12 protein-coding genes and 1 pseudogene are annotated in these 15,292 nt (G+C 39.4%); 8 read left to right on the forward strand and 5 right to left on the reverse strand.

The window, feature by feature from the left end; genetic code table 11:
- Window positions 1–572: 572 nt before the first annotated feature.
- Window positions 573–839 carry a hypothetical protein gene (locus tag GNF10_RS01205; protein WP_185580841.1) on the reverse strand — a complete coding sequence of 89 codons (267 nt, stop codon included), beginning with the start codon at window positions 837–839 and terminating at the stop codon, window positions 573–575.
- 845 nt (window positions 840–1,684) lie between these two features.
- On the opposite strand from GNF10_RS01205, the gene GNF10_RS01210 reads away from it, so the two are divergent.
- From GNF10_RS01210 to GNF10_RS38245, 5 genes and pseudogenes are all read left to right on the forward strand, one after another.
- On the forward strand, window positions 1,685–2,008 hold the full coding sequence (locus GNF10_RS01210; RefSeq protein ID WP_114080674.1) for a hypothetical protein: 324 nt from the start codon (window positions 1,685–1,687) through the stop codon (window positions 2,006–2,008).
- Between the two features lie 295 nt (window positions 2,009–2,303).
- A complete protein-coding gene (locus GNF10_RS01215; RefSeq protein ID WP_185581542.1) occupies window positions 2,304–3,509 on the forward strand; it encodes an ABC exporter membrane fusion protein in 1,206 nt (401 codons plus the stop codon).
- Between the two features lie 150 nt (window positions 3,510–3,659).
- Window positions 3,660–4,832, forward strand: coding sequence for an ABC transporter permease DevC (gene devC, locus GNF10_RS01220; RefSeq protein ID WP_185581541.1), 1,173 nt, complete (start codon window positions 3,660–3,662; stop codon window positions 4,830–4,832).
- Between the two features lie 267 nt (window positions 4,833–5,099).
- On the forward strand, window positions 5,100–5,804 hold the full coding sequence (locus tag GNF10_RS01225) for a DevA family ABC transporter ATP-binding protein (protein ID WP_185593557.1): 705 nt from the start codon (window positions 5,100–5,102) through the stop codon (window positions 5,802–5,804).
- Window positions 5,805–7,491: 1,687 nt separating this feature from the next.
- A pseudogene (locus GNF10_RS38245) lies at window positions 7,492–7,644 on the forward strand (WGxxGxxG family protein); the annotation flags it as partial.
- A gap of 111 nt (window positions 7,645–7,755) precedes the next feature.
- On the opposite strand, the gene GNF10_RS01235 reads toward GNF10_RS38245, so the two are convergent.
- Window positions 7,756–9,819, reverse strand: coding sequence for a TrkA family potassium uptake protein (locus GNF10_RS01235; protein ID WP_185583439.1), 2,064 nt, complete (start codon window positions 9,817–9,819; stop codon window positions 7,756–7,758).
- 133 nt (window positions 9,820–9,952) lie between these two features.
- Between GNF10_RS01235 and GNF10_RS01240 the strand changes: the two genes are divergently transcribed.
- Complete coding sequence (locus GNF10_RS01240; RefSeq protein ID WP_185583442.1) at window positions 9,953–10,438, forward strand: pentapeptide repeat-containing protein; 486 nt, start codon at window positions 9,953–9,955, stop codon at window positions 10,436–10,438.
- Between the two features lie 141 nt (window positions 10,439–10,579).
- On the opposite strand, the gene GNF10_RS01245 is transcribed toward GNF10_RS01240, so the two are convergent.
- Window positions 10,580–11,353 (reverse strand): glucosamine-6-phosphate deaminase, encoded by a 774-nt coding sequence (locus GNF10_RS01245; protein WP_185583444.1) that lies wholly within the window; start codon window positions 11,351–11,353, stop codon window positions 10,580–10,582.
- Window positions 11,354–11,548: 195 nt separating this feature from the next.
- Here GNF10_RS01245 and GNF10_RS01250 point away from each other — a divergent pair, with 195 nt between their 5' ends.
- Entirely contained in the window at window positions 11,549–12,235 is a 687-nt protein-coding gene (locus GNF10_RS01250; protein WP_185583446.1) for an HAD family phosphatase, read from the forward strand.
- Between the two features lie 45 nt (window positions 12,236–12,280).
- On the opposite strand, the gene GNF10_RS01255 is transcribed toward GNF10_RS01250, so the two are convergent.
- Window positions 12,281–12,907, reverse strand: a complete 627-nt coding sequence (locus GNF10_RS01255; RefSeq protein ID WP_185583448.1) for a PadR family transcriptional regulator — start codon at window positions 12,905–12,907, stop codon at window positions 12,281–12,283.
- Window positions 12,908–13,114: 207 nt separating this feature from the next.
- The gene (locus tag GNF10_RS01260; RefSeq protein ID WP_185583477.1) at window positions 13,115–14,050 is read right to left on the reverse strand and encodes an AraC family transcriptional regulator; all 936 of its coding nucleotides are present in this window, start codon (window positions 14,048–14,050) and stop codon (window positions 13,115–13,117) included.
- A 162-nt stretch (window positions 14,051–14,212) separates the two neighbouring features.
- On the opposite strand from GNF10_RS01260, the gene GNF10_RS01265 reads away from it, so the two are divergent.
- Window positions 14,213–14,947 (forward strand): SDR family oxidoreductase, encoded by a 735-nt coding sequence (locus GNF10_RS01265; protein ID WP_185583450.1) that lies wholly within the window; start codon window positions 14,213–14,215, stop codon window positions 14,945–14,947.
- Window positions 14,948–15,292 lie beyond the last annotated feature (345 nt).

Below are 15,292 nucleotides of genomic sequence, written 5' to 3' on the forward strand. Positions count from 1 at the left end.
TTTAGGGGGATCTAAAATTTTTGATACCGACAAGAGGACTTTTCAAATATCCTCTAAAGACTATTGATGGTAAGCGATATACTTTTACTTGAGGTTCAGAAGCCATAAACAAGACTTCAAGAGATTTTTTTTGGCTAAAAAATTGCTCTAAATTGGAAATGGCTTCAATATTACAACATAAGTTGTTAATCAGATACAAATTGGATGTTTTCATCCAGCTAATATGTCAACTTATCAATTGTAGTTAATATTAGGCTGTTTAATTCTTCATGACAATTGACATACAACTTATATACAACGGTATCGTTCTTGAGAGGTAAAATGTTCTTGGGCATAATTTATTAGTCCATTTCAATAACGTTACTAGTAGTCTGTCAGCCCGATATCTTTTTGTCTCTGACTCTGTGTTCTCTGTGTCTCTGTGGTTCATTGCATTAAATTTGCTGGGTAAATAAGTTTGTAGTTAGAATTTTCTAAGCACCTTAATGATTAATGTAAACCCTCAAAATTAGCTTAGAATAGTGCATGTTCTGATTGCAATTTGGTAAATAAATCAGAACCTAAATATCAACTTATACAGAATCATTTTCGGAATCAAAGCTGTCATCTTTCTTATTAATTATCGCCTGGTTTTGAGCAGCATTTAATAGCTTTTGTTCAAGCCTACTAATACTAATTCCAAGCTCAGAAGCTTTTTTTGTTTTCCACTCTTCTAGCTCACAATCATGTTGATTGAGCCATTCACGCACCGCAACGCGGGCCATCTCAGCTTTGCGAAGAGTCTGGCGAGCTGCATGAAAAATCAGTCGCTGGTTATCAAAGCTTGGCAATGAGAGCATGAATCGCTGTAGTTTCATTTTATCTAGGGTCTTTGGGGGGCGATCGCTGTTACTCACATAACTATTAGAACTCTTTTCAATTAGTATGTCACATAACAAAAATACATTACTCGAATTGCATACAAATTGCATATATCTTCAGTTTAGCAATCACAGCTTGCTCGAAAAAATACTGAGAAAAAGTATTAAAGTATCAACAATATTAGCCTCGTATTAATTTATTTACTTATTGAAAAATAGAGATAATAGCCAATTAAATCAACCAAGTACCCGTGAGGTAATACTATAGTTTTTACATCTATCCAAAAGTCGATTTATTTTTTTTAAAGATTATGTATTAATCAATAAGATATTTTTTAAGGATTTTTATTCCTAAAGAAGTAATTCTGTCTGCAATGTAACAATAGCCACTAGCAACTATATCTAAAGAATGAAAAATACTAGCGAACAGCAGACCCATCATCAAGCAAAGAGTTATTTTGATATGCTGAGTAAAAGCGAGGACATAAAAATATTAGAAAGTAGTGAGAAATTGCAATTGTTTTTCATTAATTGTATCGATTACATTGCTAGCTATTTCTCTTCACAACTGTTGCATATAGGTTGCAATCGAGTATCAATCAGTTTATCGTAAGTGATTAAATAATGTAATTCAATACTGTTTGTTTAAGAAGCGGAGAGATACATAAATAGGGAGAATGTAAATATAAATTCACCTGATTGCTGGTCGCTCTATACATTCATAAACGCGCAGTATGACAATGTGATTTAATGCAATGAACCGTATTGTATGAAGCCTTCTGCATAATTAGACTGTCACGAAAAAAATATAAGGGTTTGCTGGCATGAGACTATCTGAGCTAGATCCACTCATCCCGCTAATTGAGTTAAGAGAAGAACTCCTGAAGCTACCAAAAGGCTACTCATTTTATGAAGATGAACTGGTAGATTTTTTATCTCGACGAAGATGGCCTGAAAGTAATCGCCGCATTGATCGGACAACTTTCTGGCGATGGAGAAACGACAACGGCATTGAACATCAAAAAGTATTTAGTCGATTGGATATCTTGAAACTCTGCCAAATTTGCGACCACTATCGCATAGATGGAACTCGCAACGAATATCTGGCGATCGTTAAAAGTAAAAAAGAGGCAGTTCTTAACAAATAAAGCTACCTCTGGCTAGATGCATAAACTACCAACCGGCTTTATCCAGAGTTGATTTACTAACGGATTAATGGATCAATATGATTGATGTTAGTAATATCTAGCTTTGGAAGCTCCCCCCAACCCCCCTTCACTAGGGGGGCTTAATTCACTAATTCAAAATAGTTACTTTTACCCGCTTCAAGCTGAATTAGAGTGTTCATATTTGCATGATATAAGGTCTAATTTCATCTCTGCTATTTCTGAATAATTTGGAAAGACCTTGTTCTCAGACATCGCTAATTTGGAATAGGTAATTATGGTACAAAAACAAAAACAGTCATTCATCAAACCATTCGTTAAACCTGTAGTTTGGTGGCCAGTTATATTAGCAACTACTATGACTCTAGCTACTGGTGCAGCCTCTTTCTATACCTTTTCACGATTTCAGTTGTCCTCGAAAGTACAGCCTATAGCTACCCCACGTAGTTCTCCTAAAATGACTACTATTGCAGCATTAGGATATTTAGAACCTCAAGGAGAGGTTATTCGTCTATCGGCTCCAGAGTCCCAAGGGGGTGTTAGGGTAACAAAACTTATGGTAAACAAAGGAGACAAAGTGCGACAGGGGCAAGTAGTTGCAATGCTTGACAGTTACTTTCCTCGTCTTGCAGCTTTAGAAAAAGCCCAACAACAAGTTTTAGTTGCTAAAGCTAGTCTTAACCAGGTAAAAGCTGGCGCAAAAGCTGGAGATATATCTGCACAAAAAGCAACCATTGCTCGTTTAGAAGCTGAGTTGCGCGGAGAAACTTCTGCTCAAGAAGCAACGCTCGCTCGCTTAGAGGCTGAGTGGCGGAATGCTGAAAGCGAAAATCAGCGATATCAGCAGTTATACAAAGATGGTGCGATTTCAGCCTCCGACGCAGATACTAAACGTTTACGACTCGATACAGTTCAACAGCAACTCAATGAAGCTAAAGCTTCTCTCAAGCGCACTACAGAAACTCTTCAAAAGCAGTTAATCGAGGCCAAAGCCAGACTCAAGAGTATTGCTGAGGTTCGTCCTACCGACATAGCAGCAGCACAAGCTGATGTCGACAGTGCATTAGCCTCAGTTAACCAGGCTAAGGCAGAGTGGGATTTAAGTATTGTGCGATCGCCCATAACCGGGCAAATCATGAAAATTAATACTTGGCCTGGAGAAATTATCGGCACTACAGGAATAGCTGATTTAGGTCGCACACAACAGATGTATGTGGTAGCAGAAGTCTATGAAACTGATATTAAAAAAGTCCGTATCGGTCAGTCGGCGATTATTACTAGCGATGCTTTACCAGGGAAATTACGAGGAAAAGTTACAGATATTGGTTTACAAGTTGGCAAACAAAATATCTTCAATAACAACCCTCAAGCAGACACAGATAACAAAATAGTTGATGTAAAAATTCGTATTGATAATCTTCAAGATAACCAGAGAGTTGCTGGTCTGACTGATTTACAAGTAGAGGTAATTATTGAGATTTAAAACTTTTAAAAAAAGCTTTGTTAACTCATCAAACGTCACTATTTTACTTAATAGTAATTCGTGATTGACTACGCTTTCACAAAGAATTATTGATTTAAACAAAGCATTCTTTCTTAATTTAGTCTAATTTCCATCATTGAGGTTTACTAAATGATTCTCAATATCCCCTTAGCTTGGTTACAACTAGCCAGACAAAAAATTCGCTTTCTTGTAGCTTTAGCTGGGATTGCCTTTGTTGCAGTTCTCATGTTTATGCAAATTGGTTTTCAATCTGCTCTTTATGACAGTGCTACGCAGTTGCATAAGAATCTAGAAGGAGACTTATTTTTAATCAGTGCCCAATATAAATCTTTAACATCCAATCAGAGCTTTTCTCGGTCGTATTTATATCAAGTATTAGGCTTTGATAGTGTGGAATCAGTTAGCCCTTTATATGTACAATTTGCCAAGTTTAAAAATCCCAATAATGGTTTAAAATTTCCATTATATGTGCTGGGATTTGACCCAGTTAAATCAGTTTTCAAATTTCCAAATATTGAAGAAAAGCTTGATTTGATTAAAATCCCTAATATCGTTTTATTTGACCGCGATTCTCGTCCTGAATTTGGAGCGATCGCTAAAAATTTTGAAAAAGGCAAACTTATCAAAGTTGAAATATTTAGCTACAGTGGATTAGTCGGTTACAAAGTTAAAATTGGTGGCTTATTTAAGCTAGGGCCTTCCTTTGGAGTCGATGGAAATTTAATCGTTAGTTCTTCAACTTTCGTCCGTATATTTCAAGATCGTCCAGTACAAAAGATAGATATAGGATTAATTAAAATCAAACCTGGTGCCAATCCTCAAAAAGTTTTGGCAGATTTATCAGCCAAGCTACCCAAAGACGTAAAAGTAATTACTCGCAAAGATTTTATTGCTTTAGAAAAAGCCTATTGGTCTCTTAGAACACCCATTGGATTTGTATTTAATCTGATGGTATTAATGGGTTTTATTGTTGGTGTAATCGTTGTTTATCAAATCCTTTATAGTAATATTTCTAGTCATTTAACTGAATATGCAACCTTAAAAGCAATGGGATTTAAAAACAAATACTTATTAAGTGTGGTTTTTCAACAAGCTTTAATTTTAGCATCTCTAGGTTATATTCCAGGGCTGGCTATATCTATAGCCTTATATGATGTGTCAAGAAATGCTACTAAATTACCAGTTATTATGAGTACAGATAAAGCCATTTTAGTATTGATATCAGCAACCTTAATGTGCTTAACTTCTGGATTTTTATCTACAAACAAACTTAGAAATGTAGATCCAGCAGATATTTTTTAATTTGACATTAAATAGGTCGGATAAATTAAAGCTAACTGGCTAAGTCTGTCATTTGTGCTTTGTCATTGGTCATTAGTAAGGGTTTTAAACATATTTACGTTTCGTAACATACTTGGTTTTTTTTACGCAAACTTACTTAGACTGCTTTGATTTCTATTCGCGCAGCGCAATTGCAATAGGTAGACAATAGATAATAAAGCTCTTTGAGTTTTACCTACCTTCGCAAAAATCAAATATGAGTCATATACATATATATCTGAAAAAATCATGAAAACAAAGTTTATTGTGAGTATCAACGATCTAAATCATTACTTTGGTGAGAAAAGAGTACGAAGTCAAATATTGTTTGATATTAATTTTAATATTAAATTTGGAGAAATTGTGATTATGACTGGGCCATCAGGTTCAGGAAAAACAACTTTACTAACTTTAATTGGTGGGTTACGGTCTGTCCAAGAGGGAAGCCTTAAATTTTTAGGTCAAGAGCTTTCTGGAGCTAGTAATGAGCAATTAGTTAAAGTACGCCGCCACATTGGATATATTTTCCAAGCTCATAACTTATTAGATTTCTTAACAGCCAGACAAAATGTTCAAATGTCGCTAGAATTACACAAAAATATTTCTGAATGGGAAGCTCGCAGCAAATCAGAAGCTATACTAAATGCGGTTAAATTGGAAAATAGAGTTAATTATTACCCATCTGATCTCTCTGGGGGACAAAAACAAAGGGTAGCAATTGCTCGTGCTTTAGTAAGCCATCCAAAATTAGTTTTAGCTGATGAGCCTACAGCTGCTTTAGACAGTAAAACAGGCCGAGATGTTGTCACGCTAATGCAGAAACTAGCTAAAGAACAGAATTGTGCTATCTTAATGGTCACTCACGACAACAGAATTTTAGATATTGCCGATCGCATAATTCAGATGGAAGATGGTTATCTGGTCAAAGAGGTTTGTCATCTGCCAAATGGATGATAACCAAATACCTGTAAAATTTGAATATGTCTTTATGAATACTAATTTAGTTTAATTTTGCTACAAATATCCAGCACAGAAGTTGAGGGTAAAGAATTTGTATGAGTCATTATAGTGAAACAATATTCCTTAAGTCTAGAGTAAGACACATCTAGAGTATGAAGTTATAAGTTATCGGTTGAAATAATATAATATTGTAGAGTATTTTTAGATAGAGCATTAGGCTTTATTACCAGCATTTAGCTGCTTAATTTTATAAAATGTATCTAAATAAATAAAAAAAATAAAAAAAATCAACTCATCGAAAAATCTAAAGATCGTTGTATTCATTACGATTGGTACAGAAGTTTATGCTTAAAGATTTGATTTTTTGTCTACAAGAAGCAGCTTTATACCTTCTATTCAAAAAATCTCGAACACCTCAAGATCCTTCTGAATGTCTTGTGAATCCTCCCTGTGGATGTGCTAATCCAGGGCAATATATCCAGTGTGAAGATTGTGATTATCTTGAGTCCTGCTTATCGGATTGTAAGCTGCAAAACGTTTCGTTATTTTCATGTTCACAGAGTAAATTTAATTAATGTAAAAGTAATGCCTGCGATAGAAGTAGGTTTACTCCTATGGGAGAAGTGTAATAAAAAACTAGCTGTTATGTTAATTAGGAATGAAAAAACAATTCATAATAAGTAATTAAAAGTAGAGCGCAAGTGAATATAAATAAATATTTTTACATCAGTAAGATTAATTTTTATTCCTTGTTTTTTTGTGAGCAAGCGATTTTGCTCGTAGCTTATTAATCATAAATTAAATAATTACTGATTATGAATTAGTTTGAGTCTGGCGAATATTCATGTGTTATGGAGCTTCAAATGCTTTCAATTTTTCCAACATAAACTAAGTGAAAAACTTCTGAATTTATCTTGGTTGTCAAAAGTTACCTAACTTAGCACTGGATTAAGTAGAAAATATCAGTTTTGAACATCAATCAACCACAGAAATCTACAACATAAAAGGAACTATGACCATGAAGTCTTTTAATTTATCTAAAACTGTTCTGGCTACTGCTTTTGCCATAAGTTTCGCTTCTGTATCCTTACCTCCTACTGTTTTTGCCCAAAGCGGTGGCTCAGGTAGTGGGGGGTCTAGTAGTGGCAGTAGTTCAGGTACTGGAACTACTGGTACTGGTTCAGGTACTGGAACTACAGGCACTGGCTCAGGTTCTGGGTTAGGTACTGGCTCAGGTACTGGAACTACAGGCACTGGCTCAGGTACTGGAACAACAGGCACTGGCTCAGGTTCTGATGCTACAGGAAGTGGTTTAGGTACTGGAACAACAGGCACTGGCTCAGGTTCTGGAACTACAGGTTCTGGTTTAGGTACTGGAACAACAGGCACTGGCTCAGGTTCTGATGCTACAGGAAGTGGTTTAGGTACTGGAACAACAGGTACTGGCTCAGGTTCTGGAACTACGGGTACTGGTTCAGGTTCTGGCTTAGGTACTGGAACAACAGGTACTGGCTCAGGTTCTGATGCTACAGGAAGTGGTTTAGGTACTGGAACAACAGGCACTGGCTCAGGTACTGATACCACAGGCACTGGAACTACAAGTACTGGCTCAGGTACTGGTACAACAGGTACTGGTACAACAGGTACTGACACTACAGGTACTAACAGAAACGCAGGTGTTACAACTTCCCAAAGAACTGAAGATCGCGGTTTCGATTGGGGTTGGCTAGGTTTACTTGGTCTAGCCGGTTTAGCAGGCCTGGCTCGTAATCGTGATAATAAAGTCCGGGCTTATAACGATCCTAATGAAGTAACGGGTACTCGTTCTAGATAGTATTCACTACATTCTAGAAATCGTACAACTCTTGTTTTTGTCAACTTCAGGTTAGGTCAGTAGGGGCACAATATATTGATATTGCGCCCTTTTAATTACATCCCAGGTTACTCAAATCAAACTACTGCCTTGCCCAATGAAAATTATATTTGCCAAAACTTGTATTTTTGTTAGCGCCCGCACCAGACGTTGAGCCTGATGTTTATAAAGTGGTATTGGCAATACTCCAGGCAAATTATTCATCCATTGCCTAGCAGTAGCTAAACTACATCCTGTAATCAAAACTATTTCTTCAGCACCATAGACAACAGCATTTGTAGTCAAAGCTTTCTCGATCTCCACCTGCCAAAGGCGAGGCAGCATTTCACCCCATTCGATTCGCTGCAAACTACTGCTTGTGGCTAAAACAATCAAGCGATCGCCAGCATAAAGCTTAACATCATACCAGGGCATTAAGGAGTAATTATCTCGCCGATATTTATGGTAGAGAATCGGCACAACACTATAGCCAGATGCTATTTCAGATAGAAGCAACCCATTCAGGGTATCGCCATCTTCAATCTTGTATTCCGTCACCATGACTATTTGCTCGCTCAAGTGAAACAAGCTCAAAACATTTTCCCCAAAGGCAGCACAAGCAAAGACTTCCGCAGATAAAGCCGCGCCACATAAAACTTGGGCATAGGGAAACAGAGGAGCGATATTATCACTAAAATGACGATCTTGAGAGCGGAGAATCAAGCTAGTGGTGGGGTTCATTCCATGAGCCATCAAACCAATTTCTAGATTTTCCATATTATCGTCCCCCACTAAAACGATACTTTTAGCACGGGATAGATTCACCTTAGCTAGTGCTTCGGTAGCATTGCCAATAATCAGGGGTATATCTGGTAAAGTGCCTGGTTCGAGAGTGGTAGTATGAATTCCTACTAACGGCTGATTGAGTTCTTGCAAAAGAGCAGCAACTTTCTGTCCCAAGCGATTTAAGCCAATAATTACTACATGGTTGCGTTGTGGTATGGGAGGACGAGACTTGAAAAACTGGAATCTGGAAGTGACAAGAGCATCAGTTACCAGTGCATATAATACTCCCACGAAAGCTTGACCTGTCAACGTGAGTCCCAGACTAAAGAACCGCAACCACCAAGGGATACGATCTGATGGTTCAGATTGCGAGCTAAACTCAACACCGCCAAATAAATCTCCGTATCCTCCCAAGAGCAAGACTGCTGTTGCATAGAAAGCTTCTTGCAGGGTGATGTCAGGATAATACAAGCGGTAAAGAATAATTCCAACGAACCACAAAATAAGTACAGTAATCCCATAAATTGTTGCAATTCGCCGAATTTGATTTTGGCTTTGGTAGTAAGATTGCCAAAATTGTAATATTTTTTGCTTAAGATTCTTCGCTGTGATGCCTTGAAGAAACTCTTGCCACTGCCAACTTTGGCCATGAGATTTATTTGTATATTGCTCAGAGAAAGCCAATTCGTATGCAACATCAATGTAAACGAGTGTGTCTCCTACCTGCACTTCTGCTTCTGGGTTCCATCCAAACAATTCTTTGAGGGGATCGGATGAAACGGTTGTGTGACTCAAAATGCGGCGAGTTGTGAGATTGAGTCTATGTACTGGCTTGCCATTGCACCAGCTATCCTTCGCTTGTACTTGGTGCTTGATTATTTGCAATAGTTGCCCTTCTAAAGTAAAGTAACCAATGGCTTCAGATCCGAGAGATGCTAAAGCAAAGGCATGAGCAGAGAGATGGGTAGGCTCAAAGGCAACAAAATTGCCTAAGTTTTCGGACAAAAGTTTGTTGAAATTTTGTTTGTCAGAACGTACAATCAGGCGAACGTGCGGATTAAGTCGCCGTGCTGCAAACGCTGCTTCTATATTTATCCGCTCATTTCTTGTGACTAAAAGTATTGAACGACATTGCTTTATACCTGCCTGCTCTAAAACACTTGGTTGGCGGCAGTCTCCGATGATTAATTTTTCTAGTAAGCTTGGTACTTCTGGGACTTCCCAATGTTCGAGTTGTACATCGTCAATGGCGTTAACTTTAACGTCGTACTCCTTTAAGACTGCAACACAATGTTGTCCTAAACTTTGGAGTCCGCATACTAAGAAAAGGTCTTGGGATTTTTTGGGATTGGTGCTAGGAGGAGGATGCACTTTCTGTTGATGGCAGCATTCAATACTGCTAACAGTACGTGTTTGCTAGGATTATATCTTACCGTTCGCGCGATCGCATGAATTCGGCATAAGGCATTGGGCAATATGTGTTACTTGATGTGGGAGTTGAGGAATGGAAAGGGAGAGAGTTACTGTAGAAGAATTTCTCAGACGTTACGCTGCTGGGGAGCGAGATTTCCAGCAGATCCTTTTAGAATACGCTGACTTGAGTGGGGCTGAACTGAAAGGTATTAGTCTCAGAGGCGCTCAATTTTCTTATGTCAACTTGAGTAGTATTAAGTTATGGGATTGCAATTTGAAAGCTCAGTTCATTTACTGTAACTTTAGGGATGCTCTTATCAAGAATTGTGACTTGGAATGGGCTTGGTTTTATGACTGTGATTTGAGAGGGGCTAATATAAGGCTATGCGATGTGACTAGTACTCATTTTATCAGAGTCAACCTTCAAGGTGCTACACGGAGTAACTCAGGCAAAGATCCTTGTGAGTACTGGGACGTTGTTCGGGAAGACGGAGTTTTCGTCCCTGGTTTTACCCTCGATCTTTATATCGCTGAACGCATTGCTGAAAGCAAAACTAGAGGGAATGACGTTTTCTGACCATGTAAAGGGTTGCTTTTGAATAATATCCTGAATTTATTTAGGAACATTTGACAAAAAGTCATAGTGAATTCCACAAACTTGATGTTTGATACATCACCAAAAACTTTTAAAACATCTTCTGAGAATTCAGAGAGAAGTTCAAGAAAGCAAACTAGCAGAATTGACATCCAAAAATAACGTAGCTTGGGATTGTTGACGAAGAATAGAAGCCGGGCAATCTGTACTTATAGCTCCTTGCAACATTTCTTTTACCACATTCGCTTTACGTTTTTCTGGAGCCAGACAGATAATTTTTTTAGCTGAACAAATCGCCGATATGGTGATAGTAAAAGCATATTGTGGAACAGTTTCTAGATTTGGAAAGTGACCCGTGCTTACTTGTTGCTGACGGTTCACTGTATCCAGTTTTACTAGTTTCACACTATAAGGATCTTGAAAATTTGCTACTGCTGGATCGTTAAAAGCCAAATGTCCATTTTCGCCAATACCAAGACAGCATAAGTCTATTGGTTGTGCTTGCAATAGTTTGGTGTAGCGATCGCACTCGTTTACTGGTTGCAGTGTATCACCTTCTATATAGTGAAATACTTTAGGGACAACCAGCTTCTCTACACGTTCTCGCATATAGCGCCGGAAACTCGCAGAATGGTCAGCAGTAATTCCCAAATATTCATCTAGATGGAACAGAATAATCCGCGACCAATCTACACCACCCAATGCAATCAAAGCATCGAGAAATTTGAGTTGGGAGTTACCTGTGGCTAACAATACAGCAGCTGTATCCTGTTGTTTGAGAACTTGCTGTAAATGCTTTTGGGCGATTTCGGCAACATCTTGGGCCATTTCGACTTCAGAGTTATAAATCTGCACCAGTAAATCATCAACGCGAAAAAAGTTTGTAGCGGCTAGCATTTGCTTACACAGAAGGTTATCAATTATACGGTAGTTTCTTGAGAAGCTCTACCTGTCTACCTTGACATGGCTTATTCAGTATAGATTTTAGGATTTAGCAGATTAATTTATCGCTTTTTGCGCTGTATAAAGGCAAAAAAACAATGTAAACTATTTAAATTAAGTTAACAATTATTTACATTTTACCAAAAAATCATGCTAGCTGCAATTCTCTTTGACCTCGACGGCACTATTGTCAATACTGACCCTATACACTACCGAGCTTGGCAGGAAATGCTGCTAAATTATGGCATAGAAATTGACGAAACATTTTATAAATCCCGAATTAGTGGACGCTTAAATCCAGAAATTGTTAAGGACATTTTGCCACAATTATCAACCACAGAAGGGCAGAAATTTGCAGACGAAAAAGAGGCGTTTTTCCGCAAACTCGCCTCGAATCTTAAACCATTGGATGGATTTTCTGAGCTAATAGCATGGACGGAGACACATCAATTAAAGCGGGCATTAGTAACTAATGCACCTAGATTAAATGCAGAATTTATGCTAGAAGTATTGGGAATAAAAGAAGCTTTCCATACGGTTGTTGTAGCGGATGATTGTGTAGCAGGTAAACCTGACCCTGCACCCTACCTAGTCGCCCTGAATAACTTGGCGATTACAGCAGAGGAAGCGATCGCATTAGAAGACTCTCCCTCTGGTATTCGGGCGGCAGTGAGCGCAGATATCCGCACTATTGGCATCGCTTCTACCCACGATCCGCAAGTTTTACAAGAAGTCGGCGCATTTATGGCAATTCCAGATTTTACTGATTTGCAGTTGTGGACATTGCTTAACTCACTGATTGAGCCAGATTTAAGTGCGATCGCTTCTAACCTATAAACGCAAAATCCGAGAATGTAGAGATGCGAATTTTTGCATCTCTACTTATTTTTCCGCCAGAATCGTGTGAATTTCCCGTTTAACTTGCTCTAAAAGCTCACGAACCCGATTTATTCGCTCCACATTGCCACTACGAGCAACCTGTACTACAACAGCAGCTAATTCTGTTGCAGCATTCCGCAACTCCATAAACTCTTGGGGCTTACCTTTCACGAAACTTTTGACGGTATCCCAAGGAGAGTCTGAAGTTTCTTGTTGGGCACGTTCTGCCAATAATTTTCTACCTTCATCGGTAATCGTGTAAATCCGCTTGCCACCTTCCTGGGCGCTCTTGAGATAACCACCTTCCTCCAGTAATTGGAGTGTGGGATACACTGAGCCAGGACTGAGGCGACGGAAACCACCATAACGAGTTTCCATCTCTTTAATTAGGTCGTAACCATGACTAGGATGCTCGGATAACAATTCCAGCAGGATGAACTTGATGTCACCCCGACGAGTCCGATGTTCATCTCCCCAACCACGACCAAACATTTCATTACCAAAGTGTTTGTCATGATCTCTACCATGATGCCTACCATGCCCAAACCAAGACCTGACAAGCAAGAAATCGTCTTCGTTAACTCCTGCCCATGCAGGTGTACCAAAGCGTGAACGAAAGTGTCTAAACATAAATCAATCTCAAATCAACTTTCTCTAATATACGATATATCGGAATATATCGCGATATATCGGAATAGAATTTTGATGAAGATTTTTGAAGTAAGCAATTGTGCCAACGCAAAGCTTCCAAAGGGAGAAGACTCGCTCATAGCGTTGCTATCAATACAGTTCAGATAAGACCAAAACACTTGTAGAGACGGCGATTGATCGCGTCTCTTAGGCTGTGCGTAAACGTTCAATATCCCTGATCGGCGGCGCACCGAACATACGGGAATATTCGCGGCTGAACTGTGAGGGGCTTTCATAACCCACCTGATAGGCAGCATTCGCTGCATCAGAGTTTTCGGCAAGCATTAGACGACGTGCTTCTAATAGTCTTAATTGCTTTTGATATTGAAGCGGACTCATCGATGTCACTTTCTTGAAATGGTGATGGAAAGATGAAGAAGACATACTTGCCTGCCCAGCTAGCTCCTCAACCCGCATCGGCTTTGTAAAATCAGCCTTGATGAGTTTTATTACCTCGGCGATACGCTGCATATTGCTGCCAGATGTCGCAATTTGGCGAACAGCTTCGCCCTGTTCACCCATTAGAAGGCGATAATAGATTTCGCGGATAATCATCGGTGCAAGAATTGGGATATCCTGGGGCGTATCCAAAAGCCGTGTCAGTCTCATAGCGCAATCGAGCAACGGTGCATCGATGGTGCTGACAAATAAGCCTCTGACAGAGTTCTTCTTCTCCTCAATCACACTGGTTTGAGCAGTAATAATATCGCAGAGTTGACGTGGATCTAGATTCAGCTTGAATCCTAAATAGGGTTGCTCTGGGGTTGCCTCAACGATAAACGCGCTCAATGGCAAATCAACCGACACTACCAGATATTGAGCCGCGCCATAACGATAGGTTTCCTCACCCAGCAACGCTTCCTTTTTGCCCTGAACAAGGATGGCGAAGATAGGTTCGCAGACACCTTGTAGTGAGGTGGAAGCAGAAGATTCTCGCTGAAATTCCAGCTGTTCAATAGCTGTTTGATGAAAACCGTCGCCTTTGCCATCAGTGTGACGAGTGACTAGTGCCGCCAATTCTTGACATTGATGAGCGATCGCACTTTGGTTTATGACTTGGTTGATGATTTTGCTCGTCACAATGTTCTTCGATTAATTTAATCATCCTCTTGTAGGCATTGTAGAAGATCAATTTGGAGAATTAGGCAATAAAGCGCGAGGTCTGTGTATTTTAAACCTTTGCACTTACTCATACGATGAACACATCCAAAATTTAAATTAACCTCAACAGAGGGAAAAATAACCATGTTAAACGTAGAAAATAAAGTCATTGCGATCACTGGAGCCAGTAGCGGCATTGGTGAAGCCACCGCTAAGTTACTCGCTAAAAACGGTGCAAAAGTCGTTCTAGGGGCACGGCGCACCCAAAAGCTAGAAAAGATTATCGAGGAGATCCGTAACCAGGGTTATATAGCGGAATTCAAAGCGGTGGATGTTGCGAATCGTGAGGATATGAAAGCGTTCATTCACTTCGCCAAAGATAAATTTGGTCGTGTCGATGTCATCTTCAACAATGCAGGCGTGATGCCCCTATCGCCAATGAATGCCTTGAAAGTCGAGGAATGGGACAACATGATCAATGTGAACATCCACGGCGTATTGAATGGTATTGCTGCTGGTTTACCAATCATGGAAACGCAAGGCGGTGGACAGTTTATCAATACCGCCTCCATCGCCGCGCACATGGTGGGGCCTACCAGCGCGGTTTATTCCGCGACAAAATTTGCTGTTTGGGCCATATCCGATGGATTACGTCAAGAATCGAGAAATATTCGCGTCACAATAATATCCCCTGGCGTGGTTGAGACTGAACTCGGCTCTGATATCACAGACGAATCAGCAACAGGCTTCTTGAAAGAACTTCGGAAAATCGCACTGACCCCAGAGGCGATCGCCAGAGCCGTATTATATGCCGTATCCCAACCGGATGATGTTGATGTCAATGAAGTGATTGTCCGCCCGACAGCAAGCCCATTCTAACGCTGCGAGAACATTATGAAAAATAGACAGATGGCGCATTGAAAAAGGCAGAGGGGCAGGGTGCAGAGGAGGGGAATTTTCTCCCTGCTCCCTCTCTTGGAGCGATCGCGGCAATTATCCCAGCCCAGAGTGGCAGTTAGAAAATACTTGTATTATAAATTGCAGCTTATTAACTTTTATGCCCTATTTTATTTAGCACAAAGTATATTTTGTAACATCAAATATACCAGCCTCGGCAGCCATAGCATTTTTAAGTCTAGATTTCAACTCTTCTTAAAAAATTCACGAAAATCAAATATCTAGTAAAAATACGTATGCCATTTTAAGTCTTCTCACTATATGAAT

Source organism: Nostoc sp. UCD121, assembly GCF_014222285.1.
Classification (GTDB): domain Bacteria; phylum Cyanobacteriota; class Cyanobacteriia; order Cyanobacteriales; family Nostocaceae; genus Nostoc.

Coding starts and splice junctions, on each gene's coding strand:
- GNF10_RS01205 (WP_185580841.1), bottom strand. CDS start 839: ATGCTCTCATTGCCAAGCTTTGATAACCAGCGACTGATTTTTCATGCA.
- GNF10_RS01210 (WP_114080674.1), top strand. CDS start 1,685: ATGAGACTATCTGAGCTAGATCCACTCATCCCGCTAATTGAGTTAAGA.
- GNF10_RS01215 (WP_185581542.1), top strand. CDS start 2,304: ATGGTACAAAAACAAAAACAGTCATTCATCAAACCATTCGTTAAACCT.
- devC (WP_185581541.1), top strand. CDS start 3,660: ATGATTCTCAATATCCCCTTAGCTTGGTTACAACTAGCCAGACAAAAA.
- GNF10_RS01225 (WP_185593557.1), top strand. CDS start 5,100: ATGAAAACAAAGTTTATTGTGAGTATCAACGATCTAAATCATTACTTT.
- GNF10_RS01240 (WP_185583442.1), top strand. CDS start 9,953: ATGGAAAGGGAGAGAGTTACTGTAGAAGAATTTCTCAGACGTTACGCT.
- GNF10_RS01245 (WP_185583444.1), bottom strand. CDS start 11,353: ATGCTAGCCGCTACAAACTTTTTTCGCGTTGATGATTTACTGGTGCAG.
- GNF10_RS01250 (WP_185583446.1), top strand. CDS start 11,549: ATGCTAGCTGCAATTCTCTTTGACCTCGACGGCACTATTGTCAATACT.
- GNF10_RS01255 (WP_185583448.1), bottom strand. CDS start 12,907: ATGTTTAGACACTTTCGTTCACGCTTTGGTACACCTGCATGGGCAGGA.
- GNF10_RS01265 (WP_185583450.1), top strand. CDS start 14,213: ATGTTAAACGTAGAAAATAAAGTCATTGCGATCACTGGAGCCAGTAGC.